Consider the following 17,028-nt stretch of genomic DNA (forward strand, 5'->3'; position numbering starts at 1 on the left):
GGGTAGTTGTTACCCTTTACTTATGGAGTCTTCAATGACACAACAGCAAAAAGAATTTCCTGTTACCGTAGTTACTGGATTTCTAGGATCAGGAAAAACTACTCTGTTAAATAGAATGTTACAAGAAAATCATGGAAAAAAAATAGCCGTAATTCTAAATGAAATTGGTGATGTTAATTTAGATTCTGAACTTGTCGTACAAAGCATTGGTGAAGAATTAAAAATTATGAATAATGGTTGTGTTTGTTGCACGGTGCGCGGAGATCTCACTAAAATTTGTCTTGATTTAATTAAAAAGAAAATAAATTTTGACCATGTTGTTATTGAAACTACAGGCATGGCTGATCCAAGCCCTGTCGCGCAAACTTTTTTTATGGATGAAAATCTTCGTAAATATTTTTATCTCGATGCTGTTGTAACTGTAGTAGATGCAAAGCATATTGATCAGAACTTGGCTGAAATAAAAGAAACTCAAGATCAAATAGGTTTTGCTGATGTTATATTATTAAATAAAGTTGATACAATTGATGAGAAAAGACTTCAAGAAGTAGAAAATAAAATAAAAACAATTAATCCAATTGCAAAACTTTTTAGAACTGTTAATTCTAATGTACAAATTGGTGAAGTTCTTGCAATAAATGCATTTGATCTTCAAGCAAGAATTGAAATAAATCCAGACATTACAAAAGAATATCATGAGCATTCACATGATGATGCTATCCAAAGTATATATCTAGAAGAAAATAGACCACTGGATATTGAAAAAGTAAATCGTTTTATGCAACTCGTCTTAAATGAATTAGGAAATCAAGTTTTAAGATATAAAGGAATATTATATATTAAGAATGAATCTAAAAGAATTGTTTTCCAAGGTGTGCATACTACTATGGGAAGTAACGAAGATAGAGAATGGCTACCTGATGAAGAAAAGAAAACAAGAATTGTCTTTATTGGTCGTCATTTACCAAAAGATGTTTTGGAAGAAGGAATATCCCTTTGCGTGGCTAAGTAACATTTGTTTCTTAAATGTTTTTAAGGAATGCTTTTTTTGCGACATTTCCTATAGCATTTGTGGTTATTCCATCAAAAGCAGCACCTATAACCCCACCTAGTAATGGAACTGCTTTACCCAGAACTATTGGGCTCTTTCCACCGGATTTTGCTAATAAACGAAAGCCTATGGCTTTATTCAATTGCATAATAGTTTCTTTACTAATGTTTTGAATCACATTATGCAAAACTTTAGAACCTATATTGATCCCAACTTTTTTCAATATCTCTGCCCCAGCAGATCCGCACAAACAAGCAAATACCATTGTTTTCACACGGTCATCATGCACATCATACCCATTCATAATTGCTATAGCAGCAATCATTCTGATTTGGACGAAAGATACACCAGCAATATTAGAAGGTAATGTTACAGGAATAGCAATAATACCGCCCAACCCAGTTATAAAACCTAAAGTAGCAGCTTTTGTGTTCTGCCAACGGATCAAACTATCAATTTTTTCTTCTAATGAACCGTCTTGTTTTAAATATTGTTCTGCTAAAGTAAAAGCACTATCCAAACCAGGTAAATTTTGAGTTAAGGCTTTCTCATAAGCCCAATTTAAAGTCTTTAAAATTAATGATTCATTTAATTTTTCTACCATTTATTTACCTTTAAATTATTAAGAAGTAGTAAAATTTCCAGAATACTTGCATAAGCTAGGAAAATTTATCCTTATGTAGCAAATTTTTGGTAAAATAAAAACAAAATTTTATAAAATCTTAAAATATAACGAATATATGAATGAATTTTCTATTACGAAAGCAACCGATTGAAAGTGATCACTTTTAATATAAAATCTAAATATTTGTTTTTCGTTACCTGTTCACTTTTATTGAACTTTCATCTTTCTTTTTCTATGGAAAACTCAAATAAATTAAATAATAATACAGAAATTGAATTTAATAAAATTGATCACCAATCACATGAAGTTAATTTTGATGAATTAAAAAAAAGTAAAGTAATACATTTAAATGAACCAAAAAATATTTCATGTGAATTATATAAAACAAATGAAGGAGAAACTCTTACTAGTATTTTAAGAAAAAAAAAGTACTTTCCAATTTATGGAGAAAATGGATTTTTAAAAAAAACACTAGAAGTAAATCCTAATATTTCAAATTACAACTTTATACTTCCAGAAGGTGAAAGTATTTGTTTACTTGAAAACAAATCAGAAAAAGAGAATAGCGAGCGAAATATAGATGCAAATTTTCACTCATTATTCTTAGAAGGAGGGATAAAATACTTAAGATTGATTGAAATTGATTCTACAACAGGTACTGAAGCAAAGCTTTTATCAAGGGCAATACCTTTTGTTGAATTAGGTTTAATTCAACATTGGACAAGTGACTTTAAAAGTTTCTTAGGAATTAATTATGCTGTTTCCCAAATTATACAATCCGATTCTAGTGTTGTAATTGGAGACAGTATAATTAGATTAACAAATTATTTTTTAGGTCTAAATTATAAATTTAATTATTTATTTTATTCTGAAGTTACAATATCATATGGTGATACATTAGTTGTAAGAGCTATTAGCGATAATACATTAAAAATTGAAAAAATGTCGAATATAAAAGCAAAATTTTTAGGAGGTATTAATTTTTTAGCAATTGACAATATTTTATTTAATAGTGAAATTGGTTTTTTATTAAATACAAAATATAACAATGAAATATACAATTCAGATTATGGAAAAGGTTACGAAGGAGCTTTAGTAATATTATTAATTAGCAAAGACTGGGAATTAAGAGGAAGATTATATTATAACCATTATTCAACATACGTGCAACCCGTTACTTTTGATTATACAGAGGTTGGTATTTCAATTCGCCTTACAGCAGATCTGGAGTAATATTAATTAATTTCATTTTTTATCCTACTTTCTAATTCATTCATAGAAAAATTCAATTCCCTTTTATTTATATATAAAGTAGGTGATCCTTTAAAACCATTTGTTGAATATAATTTATTTTGGACAGAAATTAATGTATCATTTATTTTTCTAGATTCTAAACAAGTACTAAAATTTTTTATCTCAATTTTCGTATTTCCTGCAATACTTATTACTTTCTTTTTAATTTCATCACTTTTTAAATTTTCATTACTACTATTCTTTGCTATCTGCGCAAGAACTTTTCTAGAATAATCCCAATATTTGTCATTACCTTGCTCTTGAGCACAAAATGCACCTTTTGCAAAATAGCCACTTTGCGAATCTAAATTTGCAGTATAAGGTATATTTATAAAATTAATTTTTCCCCCATATTTTTTATAAATATCTTCAATTTTATTTTCTAGATCAATACTTTTAGGATTTGTAAAATCAATAATACTAATTAAAGATATATTCGTATTCATATTTCCACGTTTTGGAAATACACTCACATCAAATAGTAAAGGATCACCTAAAGGTTGGTTTATATATGTTGTATATTTTTTATTACTTATTAATTCTGATATTTTCTGCTCAGAAATTAAATTCATTTTTTCATAATTAAGTTGAAATTGAATTTGAATTTTTAATTTATCAAATCCTTGGCCTGCAAATACATTAGCACCATGTTCTTTCATCATTTTATTATAATAGTTCAATGCATCTTCTTCAGTAGCCTGATTAAATTTTACAAGATCAAATAAACTTGGAATGTAATTTTTATCAAAATTTTTCTTTTGTTCTTTGGCTAGTATAATTCTTAATGCTAAATGATCTGCAAAGCGTTTTTCGGCATTATAAATATTATTTTCAATATTGGTATATTCTAAAATCAAATCATTTGGCAAATCAGCATTTGTCCAATCTTTATCATCTATTTTAACAATTTTTTTTACCAATATATTTTGATTTAAAGAAAATTTATTTTGAATAAAATGATATGCTAGAAAAAGAAGTAATCCTGTTAGCACTCCAGAGACATATAAAAAAAAATAAAATAATTTGATCCGCTTCTTCATCAAAGTATCCCCCTAAAATTGAATTCTAGGAATTATAATAGCATACTTTAATAGATACTAATTCCATATCCTTTTCCAAACCCAGAGCTGCTAGAACAACTAGCGGCTGAAGGAATTGAACCATTGGCAGCGATAGGACACGAATAAACAACCCCAACTGAATTTACAATATAGACATCACTACTATTAGGTGTACTTGTTATTGCCCATATTGTTCCAAAACCATTTGCAGTATTCGTACAAGTTGAACTAGCAGGAAATACTCCGCTAGTGAATGGACAGACGTACACGTTTCCATTTGAATACCCACCTACATATGCGTAACTACCATTATAACCCATACCCCAAGCACCTGTAAAAGTACTAGATTGTGAACAACCAGAAAAGTTTGGAACGACTCCACCGCTTAATGGACAAGATGTTACTTTATTAACAGAAGAATAATTTGCAAGATAAAAATAATTATTTTTTACAAAACCGGCATAAGCCTTATTAAATCCAGTTCCAACTGAGCAACCACTAGAATTTGGAATTGAACCGTTACCTTGTACAGGACATGAATATATTGTACCTGCACTATACATGACTACATACACATAATTATTAGCATAATAAATTGTTGGATAGGCAGGAAATGAATCACTGAATCCTGTACTTTTTAAACACCCTGAAGCAGTTGCTGGGATAGTATTATTTGTTATGGGACATGCATAAACAAAACCAGAACTATTTACCACGTACAAAAATGAACTTGAAGCAGATACGCTGTACAAACTTCCATACCCCGTTGATGCAGCACAACTTGCAGCATTAGGCACCGCTCCACCAGACAAAGTACAAGTATAAACAGAACCATTATTATCACCGATATATGTTACTGTCGCTGGAACTGGAAAATTAACTGTGTATGCACTGCGAACAATTTCCATATTACTAAAATTTAATGCAGCATTTGTCCATGCTGCAGCAAATGCTAAGTATCCATTCAATGTAAAATTTTGTTGAGTTCCATTCCTTGGAAAATTTCCTAATATAAAATTACCGCCTCCTAGAGCTGAAGCATTTGTTGAAGGTAATGTTTGAGTTCCATTTGTATCTAAAATATTTGAAGAACCGCTTAAAGATCTACCGACAAAATTATATCCAACATTACTGTTCGTAATTGTTTGATTTGCTAAATCATCTCGAAAATTATTTCCACTTCCATTATTAAAACCAAATCCATTTGTTGAACTCGCTGATGAATTATTTGAATATCCAAAAATTCCATTAAAGTTAGTTGAACTAGGATTTTGTGCATAAGCTACTATTGTTGAAGGTTGTGTTGAATTAAATATTGAAGAATTAGAAATTGCTATTCCATAATTAGGAGCTGGCGCCAAAGCAGAGCTACCTAAAACACCATTTTGATCCCAAGCAAATGCAGCTGTAGATAAAGTAGAATTATGTTGATCACAATATAAGTCAAACACAGTTCTATTACTTATGCTTCCATATCCTGCATTTTGTTGTTTTTGCATTGCATATAACACATCTGGAATAGAAATATTATTTGTAATTAAATTATCAAGGAAATTTTTAATTTGCCCTTGCCCAGCAGCTGTTAATGAATATCCAGAGATACTGCTAACTCTATTTGTATAATCTGTTATTATTCCATTTGTATTTATTCCATTTGTTGTTGAATTTCCATTAATACAAACTTTACTACTACCTAAAAAGTTTGAACATGTTACACATGAAGTCAACACTTTACACAGATCGGCTGTTTGAGTAGTATAAGTTGAAGAAGTAGCACCACTTATTAAATTATTATTTGCATACCAACTATAAGTACAATTTGAAGAATCGCTCCATGTACCTAAAGTAGTCGATAAAACATTTCCTGTTGAGGTAATAATATTTGAATTAGAACTAAATCCTGCACCTGACAAAACAGGCACTACAGTATTAACAGGTGAGCTATAAGTTACGGTTGCAATATTAGAGTTTGCAGTAGTATTAAAAGCATTCGTGGCTGTAACAACATAATAATAAACTGTTCCATTAACTGGATTTGTTAAATCTGAACAGAACGTATTTGTCAAATTAGAATTAGCGCAAGTTCCGGAAGTTAAAGTTACATATCCACTGCCTGATGCTGTAGAGCGTTTTACCGTATAAGTTATTGTTGCATTTCCTGGACTTGCTGTCCAATTTACAGAAATAGATCCAGCCCCAGAAATTGTAGCTGTAACACCTGTTGGAGGAGTTGTTTGAGTAACAGTGCTAACAGAGCTTGATTGAACAGTCGTTCCCGCTGAATTAATTGCTTGTACTGCATAATAATAAATATTTCCGGGAGAACCTCCTGTATCAGAACAAGTTAATGAACTAATACCTGCAGGAGTACAAGTTCCTGTTGCAAAAGTTGAAAAGCTTCCAGCTAAATTAGTTGACGATCGTAATACGATATAACTTATTGCAGAATTTCCTGGACTTGCACTCCAAGAAATATTTATCGTCGTAGTATTAGTAGCTGTTGCTGAAATTGTTGTTGGTGTATTCGTCGGTAATGTAACAGTTACATTACTTGAAGTTGTAGTTGTTCCTCCTGCATTTGTGGCTGAAATATTGTAAAAATAAATATTTCCTGCAGTGGCAGTAGAATCTAAACAATTTGCAGTAGATGCTGTGACTGTTACGTTGCATACTATTTGTGAAAAACCAGATCCACTATTTAACGATCGAAACACATTATATGTTGTGGCAGCTGATCCGGGACTCACAGTCCAAGATAGGGTTACAGAAGACGAAGAAGTTGCCGTCGCACTTAGACCAGTTGGAGTAGTTGTTAAAGTTGTTGCTGTTGTTTGGACAGAATTTGAAGTTGTTCCCGCACTATTCGTTGCTGTAACCACATAGTAATATTGTGTTCCTATCGTTAATCCAGAATCAGTACATGTAATACCTGATAAATTCCCAAAACATCCACTGCCACTAGGAATAGCAGTAAATGTTGTCCCATTTATGGAACGCAAAACATTGTATGTAACAGAGGCACTGCCAGGACTTGCTGTCCAATTTAAAGCTATTGAAGTTGTACTTGCAGTAGTAGCAACAAGTGTTGTTGGCGCTGTTGTTGGTAATGTTACTGAAACTTCAATGGAATTAGCTGAAGTACTTCCTCCAGTTGATGCCGTGAGAACATAATAATATGTAACACCCGGAAGAACACTCGCATCATTGCATGATACCACTGGTGAACTTAGCGCACTACTACAGGTTCCAGATGTAGGAGATATATAAGGCCCACCTGTTGTTGTCGATCTTTTAATATTATAAATTACACTACTTCCAGGGCTTGCTACCCAGCCGATATTAACTAACACTGAACTTGCTGCAGTTGCAGTTATTGAAGTAGGAGCAGTTGTAGGAGTTGTTACGTTTATTTCAAATGAATTAATCGATGCTCCTGCTGCTGTATTTGCTTTAATTATATAAAAATATTTTATACCAGGTGTGACAGAAGTATCTTGACAAGTTAAAACTGTTATATTTCCTGTGCATGCTCCACTTGTTAAAGTTGTATATGGACCACCTGTTACTAATGAACGAAATATTGTATAAGTTATATTTGTTGTACCAGGACTTACTGACCAAGATAAATTCACTTGAGAAGAACTGGCTGCCATAGCGGTAAATGTATTTGGGGGAGAAGTAAAACTAGTTGCAGATATTTCACTCGAATTTACTGAAGTACCACCAGGATTTGTCGCTGTTAATACATAAAAATAAGTTGTTCCTGGTGCAACAGTACTATCAATACAAGTAACGGCGCTAATATTTTTACAACCAGTAACTGGTGAATAAGCTCCTCCAGAAGTAGATGATCGACTTAATGTATATGTTGTACCAGAAGAATTCCCAGTTACTGTTGACCAGTTCATTTGAATTTGAGTTGTATTAATAGGATTGGCAGTTAATGAAGTTGGTGGATTTGGTGGTGAAGTTACTGTAATTTCATTTGAAAATGCGGTTGTTCCTGCACTATTTGTTGCTGATATAACATAGTAATACGTCGAACCAGATGCAATACTTGAATCTGTACATATGTTAGTTGTTACTATAGCACCACAAGTTCCACTAGAACCACTTAACGAAACATAACCACTACCACTAACATTAGAGCGAAAAATGTTATAATTTATTGCAGAGTTACCAGGACTAACAACCCAATATAAATTAGCACTTGTTGTTGTTAACGATGCTAAACTTAATCCACTGGGGGGATTTGTTGGTAAAGTTAATTGTTTTTCAGAGGTAGATAATATATTTCCTGACGAATTTTGTCCTTTAATTCGCATAAAATATGAATTTCCTGGCGACAAATTATTTAATGCTATTGAAGTTGTTGTTACAGGTCCTTGACTACCAGTGTATGTACCAGAAACAGCACCATATTGAAGAGTATAATTTTGTGCACCACTTGCTGACGACCAATTAATATTAGCGGATGTTGAATTCACTGGGCTCAAACTTGTAAAATCAAAAGGGGCAATTGACATTCCTGAAATTTCAGAACTTTGAAATGTTCCACCTACAGATAAGTTTGCAACTAAGGCAAAGTAATAGGTAACCCCGTTAGATAAGCCTGTAGCAGTACAACTAGTTCCAACTAAATTAGAGCATCCTGATGCTATTTGGCCGCCACTTATAGCATTTCCTGATGAAGTTGAAAAATAAATATTATATGTAGTTGCATTTACTACACTAGCCCAATTTAATGAAATTTGCGATGAAGCAATTCCTGAAATTGTCAAAGTATTACCTAATGGTGTACTGCTTACTTCTGAAGTTGAATTAGTTGCGCTTGAATTTACACCAGTGTTATTTGCAAAAACAGTAAAGTAATAAGTTGTTCCGTTTGTTAACCCTGTTGCAGTACACGTTAAAGTAACAATAGAAACACAACCTGTAACATTAGTACCTGAAGATGAACCACCTAAAGTGGTAGATGATTTCACAGTATAATTTGCCGCGCCAGAAGCAGAATTCCAATTTAAAGTAATTTGGCCAGATGAAGAAGAAATAGTTGTAATCGAAAAAGATCCAATAGGTGTTACAGTAACTTGATTTGAATTAGCAGAAACTCCACCACTTGTATTTGCATTAACAACATAGTAATAAGTTGTGCCAAGAAAAACCGAATTATCTGATGCTGATGTTGAATTAATACCTGATTGGACGACTGAATATGAGGCTCCAGAAGTTTGGGAACGACTTAATGAATAAGTAATTAGTGCCGCAGTACCAGTACTTGCTGTCCATGTAAAATTCACAAATGATCCGCCGGCAGTTGCAGATAAACCAGTAGGTGCCGTTGTTGGTGTTACTGTATTTATTTCTATAGAATTTCCTGTAGTACCATTTGAATTCGTCGCTCTAACGATATAAAAATATGCAGTACCAGCCGCAACAGAACTATCAGTACAATTTAATGAACTAATAGCTACACAACCAACGACATTTGTATATGGTCCACCTGTTGTTGAAGAACGTAAAACTGTATATGTATTAGGAAGAAGCCCAGGACTTGGAGCCCAAGTCATCACAATATTAGTTGAAGTTATAGTAGTAAATGAAAATCCTGTCGGAGGACTGGTCGGCATATTTACTGTTACTTCATTTGAAGCTATTGATGTTCCCCCTGAATTTATTGCTGTGACAATATAGTAGTATTTATATCCGGGTAAAGCTGTAGAATCTATGCAAGTTAAAACTGTTACGTTATTACAACTCCCTGAAGTTAACGGAGAGTAATTAGAACCACTAGTTACTGATCTGCTAACTTGATATGTTACATTTGCAGAACCCGTACTCGCGCCCCAAGCTAAATTTACATTTGTACTACTTGTTGCAGTAGCAGTTAAAGTCGATGGCGCATTTGTTATCGTAGTTGCTGAAACTTCACTCGATAATGGAGAACTACCCCCTCCATTTATTGCTGTTATTGTATAGAAATAAGTAACTCCTGCAGACAATCCTGAATCAGAACAAGAGCTAGTTGAGGTACTTAAATTTCCTGAACACCCTCCACTTGCTACGTTAACATACCCACTTCCAGATGTAGTTGATCTACCAACAACATAACTGATAACAGAATTTCCTGGACTTAAATTCCATGAAAGATTTATAGTTGAAGACGATGCAGTTACTGCAACTACATTTGTTGGTGCAGTAGTAGGTACTGTTACTGTTACTTGATTTGAATTATTTGTTGTACCTGCAAGATTAGTTGCATTTACTATATAATAATAAACAAATCCTGGATTTACTGAAGTATCAGTACAATTAGTTACACTAAGCGCACTATTTGAACAAGTGCCTGCAGTTACTAACGAATAAGATGATCCAGAAATAACAGATCTTTTAACAGTATATGAAACAGATGATCCACTACTCGGACTAGCAGTCCATGACAAATTAATTGCCGAGGAAGAACTGGCTGAACCAATTAAATTAGTGGGAGCCATTGTTGGCATTGTTACTGAAGCCTCAACTGAATTAGCTGAACTCCCTCCCGCTGTATTTGCAATTACGACATAGTAATACACAGTTCCGGGTGACAGATTTTGATCTGTACACGTTGTACTTGCCACAAGCGCAGAACATGTTCCAGAAATTATAGAAGTATAACCACTACCACTTACAGTTGATCTTTTTACTGTATAAGTAACGTTATTTGTTGAACCCACACTAGCAGTCCAAGATAAGGTAACAGAAGTTGACCCTGTAGCTGTAGCTACCAAATTTGTAGGTGTGTTAGCAGCGGTAGTTGCTGTTACTTCTGTTGAATAAGGAGAATTCCCCCCTGCTGTTGTTGCAAGAAGAACATAAAAATACTGAGTTCCTGGACTAACTGTCGTATCAGAACAAGTTAGGCTTGAAATTGAAGAACAACTTGTTACTAAAGTATAAGGTCCACCACTTACTCCAGAACGCATTAATGAATAAGTTATATTTGCAGTCCCTGGACTAGCTGTCCAAGAGAAATTTATTACAGATCCACTCATAACATTAGCAACTAAATTTGTAGGAGAAAGCGTGGGAGTTGTTGCAGTAACCGCTGTTGAATTTGCACTCGATCCTGCAGCAGTTATTGAGTTAACTATATAGTAATATGTTGTTCCAGGCAGTACATTTTGATCAAAGCAATTTGTTGAACTTACCGCAGTTTGACAACTTCCTGCTAAAATAGCTGTATAGGTAGATCCATTTAAAGAATGTTTAGCTAAATAAGTAACGGCATTACTTCCAGTAGTTCCTGTCCAATTAAGAGAAATAGAAGTTGTATTCAGAGCAGCAGCTGTTACATTAATAGGAATATTTGCAAAAGTTGTAACTGAAGTTTCATTTGAATTTCCTGATGTTCCACCAGAAGTTACTGACTGCGCAACATAATAATATTTTGTTGCAGTTTGTGCAGTCGTATCTTGACAATTTAAAGTAGGATAATTTATATTGCCAGCACATCCGCCAGTAGTTAAAGCTGTATAAGGCCCTCCACTTTGGGTTGAACGTAATATTATAAAACTAAGTGAAGCACCCCCTGAATTACTAGACCAAGATAAATTAACTGCATTTGCATTTGCTGCTGTAGAAATTAAATTTGTAGGAGCTGAAGCTTGGGAAGTTAACGATAGTTCTGTTGAATTTCCTGTATTACCGGCAGCATTACTAGCTGAAACAACGTAAAAATAATTACTTCCAGAAATAATTGATGTATCAGTGCAACTTGCAGAAGTTATATTTGTACAACCTACAACATTTGTATAAGGACCTCCACTTAAATTTGCCCTTTTCAATGTATAACTAATTGGATCGGTACCTAAACTTGGATTCCAAAATATAAACACAGCCGAACTACTAGCTGCATTGCCTGCTAAACCTGTAGGTATTGTTGTTGGAGTTACTGCATTTGCTTCTGAAGAATTAGAAGAAGTTCCACCAGTATTGCTTGCTTTGACAATATAAAAATATTTGTTTCCTGCTGAAACGCTCGTATCAGTGCAACTAGCTGTAGAACCACTTAACGTAACAGGACATGAAATTGTAGTGTAAGGTCCTCCTGAAGTAGAAGAAGTTTGAACAATATAATTAATGCTTGAATTGCCTGGACTGATATTCCAAGATAAATTAATAGTGGAACTACTTGCCGCAGTAGCTGTTACATTAGTAGGAGGTGTTGAAATTAGTGTAGTTGAAAATTCTGAATTCGAATTTACATTTCCTTGTCCATTATTTGCAACTATTTTAAAATAATAAGTAGTTCCTGCATTCAAATTAGATATTGTTGCTGGTGATGTGGTATAAGGACCGCTTGAAAAAGTGTATGTGCCAGAAACTATCCCATAAATAATATTGTAAGAACTTGCACCTACTGCAGAACCCCAACTTATTTGTGCACTACTTGCCGATAACCCTGTTACAGCTGTGAAATCAAATGCGCCTATAGGCGTTGCAAAAATTTCTCCACTATTAAAACTTCCACCCGTTGATAAATTTGCAACCATTGCAAAATAGTATTTTGTTCCGTTTGTTAAACCTGTCGCTGTGCAAGAATTTAAAGTTATTGAACTACAACCAGTAGCTAAAACTCCACCAGATATGGCATTACCTGAAATTTGTGAAACATAAATATTGTAATTATTAGCATTTGGTATTGCATTCCAATTAATTACTACTTGACCTGTTCCAGCAGTAATTGTTGTAAATGGAGTATTAAAAGGAGTACTTGTAGCCTCACTAGAAGAATTACTCGCAGTAGATCCTACTCCCACATTGTTTGCAAATACAGTATAGTAATATGTCGTACCATTTGTAAGCCCAGAATTAATTACACAAGTTGTCGAAGCTATTGCTGAGCAATTGGTAATAATTGAGCCAGAACTTGAGCCACCCATTGTAGTAGATTGTTTGACAGTATAATTTGTCGCACCCAAAGCTGTGTTCCAAGTTAAAGTAACTTGATTAGGAGCTGTGATATTTCCAATAATATTTAAACTGCTAATTGGTGTCACAGTAATTTGATTTGAATTTCCCGAATTTCCACCACTTGTCATTGCCTGAACTACATAATAATATGTTGTCCCATTACTTACATTAAAATCACTATAACTTGTCGAAGAAATATTAGTATCAATTACACTATATGGACCACCAGAAGATAATGATCTTTTAATTATATAGCTGATAGAACCTGCAGTACCACTACTCGCTGTCCATGTTAAATTAACAACACCCCCTCCATTTGCTGTTGCAATTAAACTTGTAGGGGCATTTGCTATAGTTGTTGCAACAACTTCATTAGAATAAGCAGACACACCTCCAGCTGTAGTTGCAGTTAATACATAATAATAACTAGTTCCTGCTACTACTGTTGTATCTGTGCATGAAGTTAAAATAAGAGATCCACTACATCCACCAGAAAGTATCGTTGTATAGGGTCCGCCACTCGTTGTTGCACGAGCAACATCATATGAAATACTTGCTGTTCCCGGACTTGTTGTCCAAGATAAAGAAACGGAAGAAGAACTTGTCGAATTAACATTATTTAAAACAGGAGGAGTTGTAAAAGTCGTAGCTTGGGCTTGTGTTGAATAAACAGATTCACCACCAGCAGTTATTGAAGTAACAACATAATAATAAGTAGTACCTGCTATTAAATTTGTATCTGAACAAGAATTAATTGTTACATTATTACAAGAACTAACTATAGAAAAAGGACCTGTTCCAGATGTTGAACGATATAAATTATACAATATACTTGTTGTACCAGGACTTGTTGTCCAAGTAAGATTTATAGAAGAAGTGTCTTGCGAAGTAGCTGTTAAGTTAGTAGGAGCTGATGTAGGTAAAACAACATTAACTTCAGCCGAATTAGTTGAAACTCCACCAGCTGTTGTTGCTTTTACTACATAATAATAAGAATTTCCCGGTGATGCGCTAGTATCAGTACATGTAAAGGTATTGACTAAGCCACTTTGACAAGTACCAGATGATATTGCCACATAATTAATTCCTCCACCAGTTAGACTACGCAGGACTGTATAAGTAATTGTTGCGTTACCAGAACTAGCTGACCAAGTAACATTTACTGCGCTTGTTCCCAAAGGACTTGCAGTTACATTAGCTGGTGGATTTGTAATGGTTGTTGCATTTGCTTCTGAGGAGTAAACAGATACTCCACCTGTTGTTGATGCAGTAACAACATAAAAATATTTTGTTCCTGGAAGAACATCATTATCTACACAAGTAACGATAGGAGATAGTATATTTGTTCCACAAGTTCCATTTACTATTTGAGAGTAACCTGATCCGCTTGTCGTAGAACGAAACAGTGTGTAACTTATTTGTGCGCTTCCTGGACTCGCAGTCCAAGATAAATTGATAGAATTTGTTCCAGCTGAAGCGGCTGTTAACGTTGCTGGAGCATTTGTTGGAGTAGTTGCCGAAGCAAAACCTGAATTTCCTGACGTACCTCCTGCAGTTGTAGCTGTTATAATATAGTAATAAGTTGTTCCTAGAGTAACTGAACTATCTATACATGATGTAACAGATAAACTTCCTGAGCATCCACCAGAAGCTATAGCAACATAACCACTAGAACTACTTGTCGAACGTAGCACTATATAGGTTATGGGAACCGTTCCTGGACTTGCAGACCAATTAATATTGATACTCGTACTTGATAACGTGGTAGCTATCAAATCAACCGGAGGGGTTGTAGTTGTCGTGGCATTAGCTTCAGCTGAAAAAGAAGATATGCCCCCATCTGTTGTTGCCGTAACAACATAGTAATATTTCTTCCCCAGATCGACGGCTGTATCTACACAGCTTGTAACTCCAACAGAAATAACTTCACAACTTGCTGAAGGGACTAAAATATAACCAAATCCTGAAGTTTCAGAACGATAGACTTGATATGTAATTAAAGAAGAACTCCCTGGACTTGCAGTCCAAGATAAATTAACAGACGAATTTCCAACTGCGGTAGCAGATAAACCAGTTGGTGCATTTGTTGCAGTCACAGCATTAGCTTCAATTGAATTGCTTGTAGTCCCTCCCGCAGTAGTAGCTAAAACGACATAATAATAACGCAATCCTGGTGATGCACTTAAATCAGTACAAGTTGTTACTGTAAGGCTTGAATTACTGCACGTTCCAGATGCAATTGCTGTATAAGGTCCACCGCTATTTGTTGCTCTTTTTACTTGATAAGTAATAGGAACACTCCCAGGACTGGTTTGCCAATTTAAAGAAATTGAAGAGGATGAATTTACAGTCGCTATAATATCACTAGGAGGTGTAGTCAGAGTTGCTGTTGTAGATTCACTTGAATTAGGAGAAGAGCCGCCACTGGTTGTTGCTAGTACAACATAGTAATAATTTGTCCCAGGAGAAAGTCCATTATCACTGCAACTTGTTCCGTTAATTCCAATACAATTTGGAACTGGTAAATAATTACTACCCGATGTTGTAGATTTAAAAACTGAATAAGTTATCTGCCCAGCAGTACCAGAGCTTGGAGTCCAAGAGAGTTGTAATGAATTAGCAGTAATTGCAGAAAATACTAACCCAGTTGGAGAATTGGGTTGTGTAGTTAATGCCAATTCTGCACTATTTGCTGTCGTCCCAACAGAATTTGTTGCACTAGCAACATAAAAATATTGAGTACCTGCAGATACCGAACTATCCGTGCAATTTACAACACTAATATTTATACAGCCAACTACATTCGAGTAAGGACCTCCTGATGCAGAAGATCTTTTTAATGTATAAGAAATAGGAACATTTCCAGGACTTTGGAGCCATTGAAGAACTGCTGAACTTGTCGTTACAAGTGGACTATATAAATTGGTTGGAGGAGTTGTTGGAGTTACAACAGAAGCTTGAAGAGAATTAGGGGAACTTCCAGCCGAATTACTAGCAGATACAACATAATAATATTGCATTCCTGGTAAAACGGAATTATCGGCATAAGTTAAAGTAGCAGAGTTTAAATTACTTGCGATAAGATCATATGGCCCGCCAGAAACTATTGAACGACTGACTTGATAGACGATTGTCCCCAAACCAACAGCAGCGTTCCAACTTACATTTGTTAAATTAGAACTAGCAGCAACCGCTGTTACTGCTGTTGGAGCAAATGGAGGCGCAAGTGGAGTTGCTGTACTGATGTTACTTATGACACTACCAGCATTATTGGTAGCAGTAACTTGAAATTGATAGGTTGTTCCATTGTTTAAATTAGGAATAATTGTATAAGTAGATTGCAAATTGGTTATGGTATCCGTAAATGGACCTGGGAATATGCCATAATTAACTGAATAAGTTTTAGCAATATCAACCGCATTCCAAATTAAATAAACGGTTTTGTCGCCAGATATCGCATTCACAGATTGAAATGGACCAACAGTAGCTGCAATTTCTGTTTTAGAATCCGTATTCCCATAGGCATTTTGCGCAGTTACTTTAAAATAATATTGTATACCGTTTTGCAATGAAGGAATGTTGCAAACAATCTGTGCGTTACATGAAGTTACTGAATTTGTATAATTTTTTGATGAAGTTCCGTACCAAACAGTGTAACTTTTAGCTTTTTGTGCTTGCCCCCAAAGTAACGAAACCTGACTATCACTTGCTAAAACATCTGTGATTTCAAAAATTTTAGGAGTAGATAAAAATGGGCTATTACCGTCGTCAACATGAGAATTTGATCCTCCTAATGGATTAAAATTGCAGCCATATGACGCGAATAAAAAAAACAAGAAAATTAAAATTTTTTTAGTAAATAACGCCCGTAACAACTCCATATCCTAATTTAAAAATTTACTTTATTATATCTAAAAAATGAATGTTTTTCTATTAACTTTTTCTTCATTATCTTAAATATTTACTATGCAAATTTTTCACTGCCAGAAAAAATATCCTTAAAATCATCTCTGTTACAAAGAATTATAACAAACCGAAACGTT

Annotated in this window: 5 protein-coding genes; 2 read left to right on the forward strand and 3 right to left on the reverse strand. The window is 34.2% G+C overall.

Annotated features, from left to right (window positions below; genetic code table 11):
• Positions 1-34: 34 nt before the first annotated feature.
• The gene (locus QEJ31_RS15350) at positions 35-1,012 is read left to right on the forward strand and encodes a GTP-binding protein (RefSeq protein WP_280591472.1); all 978 of its coding nucleotides are present in this window, start codon (positions 35-37) and stop codon (positions 1,010-1,012) included.
• Between the two features lie 10 nt (positions 1,013-1,022).
• Here QEJ31_RS15350 and QEJ31_RS15355 read toward each other — a convergent pair whose 3' ends face one another.
• Positions 1,023-1,655 carry an EcsC family protein gene (locus tag QEJ31_RS15355; protein ID WP_280591474.1) on the reverse strand — a complete coding sequence of 211 codons (633 nt, stop codon included), beginning with the start codon at positions 1,653-1,655 and terminating at the stop codon, positions 1,023-1,025.
• A gap of 168 nt (positions 1,656-1,823) precedes the next feature.
• Between QEJ31_RS15355 and QEJ31_RS15360 the strand changes: the two genes are divergently transcribed.
• Positions 1,824-2,909 carry a hypothetical protein gene (locus QEJ31_RS15360; RefSeq protein ID WP_280591475.1) on the forward strand — a complete coding sequence of 362 codons (1,086 nt, stop codon included), beginning with the start codon at positions 1,824-1,826 and terminating at the stop codon, positions 2,907-2,909.
• A gap of 2 nt (positions 2,910-2,911) precedes the next feature.
• Here QEJ31_RS15360 and QEJ31_RS15365 read toward each other — a convergent pair whose 3' ends face one another.
• Entirely contained in the window at positions 2,912-4,009 is a 1,098-nt protein-coding gene (locus QEJ31_RS15365; RefSeq protein WP_280591476.1) for a thioredoxin domain-containing protein, read from the reverse strand.
• Positions 4,010-4,056: 47 nt separating this feature from the next.
• Positions 4,057-16,860 carry a fibronectin type III domain-containing protein gene (locus tag QEJ31_RS15370; RefSeq protein ID WP_280591478.1) on the reverse strand — a complete coding sequence of 4,268 codons (12,804 nt, stop codon included), beginning with the start codon at positions 16,858-16,860 and terminating at the stop codon, positions 4,057-4,059.
• Positions 16,861-17,028: the final 168 nt, after the last annotated feature.

The sequence above is a fragment of the Pigmentibacter sp. JX0631 genome (assembly GCF_029873255.1).
Taxonomy (GTDB): domain Bacteria; phylum Bdellovibrionota_B; class Oligoflexia; order Silvanigrellales; family Silvanigrellaceae; genus Silvanigrella.

What these genes read in the sequence shown, in the direction of transcription:
- QEJ31_RS15365 (WP_280591476.1), bottom strand. Translation starts at nt 4,009, where the DNA reads ATGAAGAAGCGGATCAAATTATTTTATTTTTTTTTATATGTCTCTGGA.
- QEJ31_RS15355 (WP_280591474.1), bottom strand. Translation starts at nt 1,655, where the DNA reads ATGGTAGAAAAATTAAATGAATCATTAATTTTAAAGACTTTAAATTGG.
- QEJ31_RS15350 (WP_280591472.1), top strand. Translation starts at nt 35, where the DNA reads ATGACACAACAGCAAAAAGAATTTCCTGTTACCGTAGTTACTGGATTT.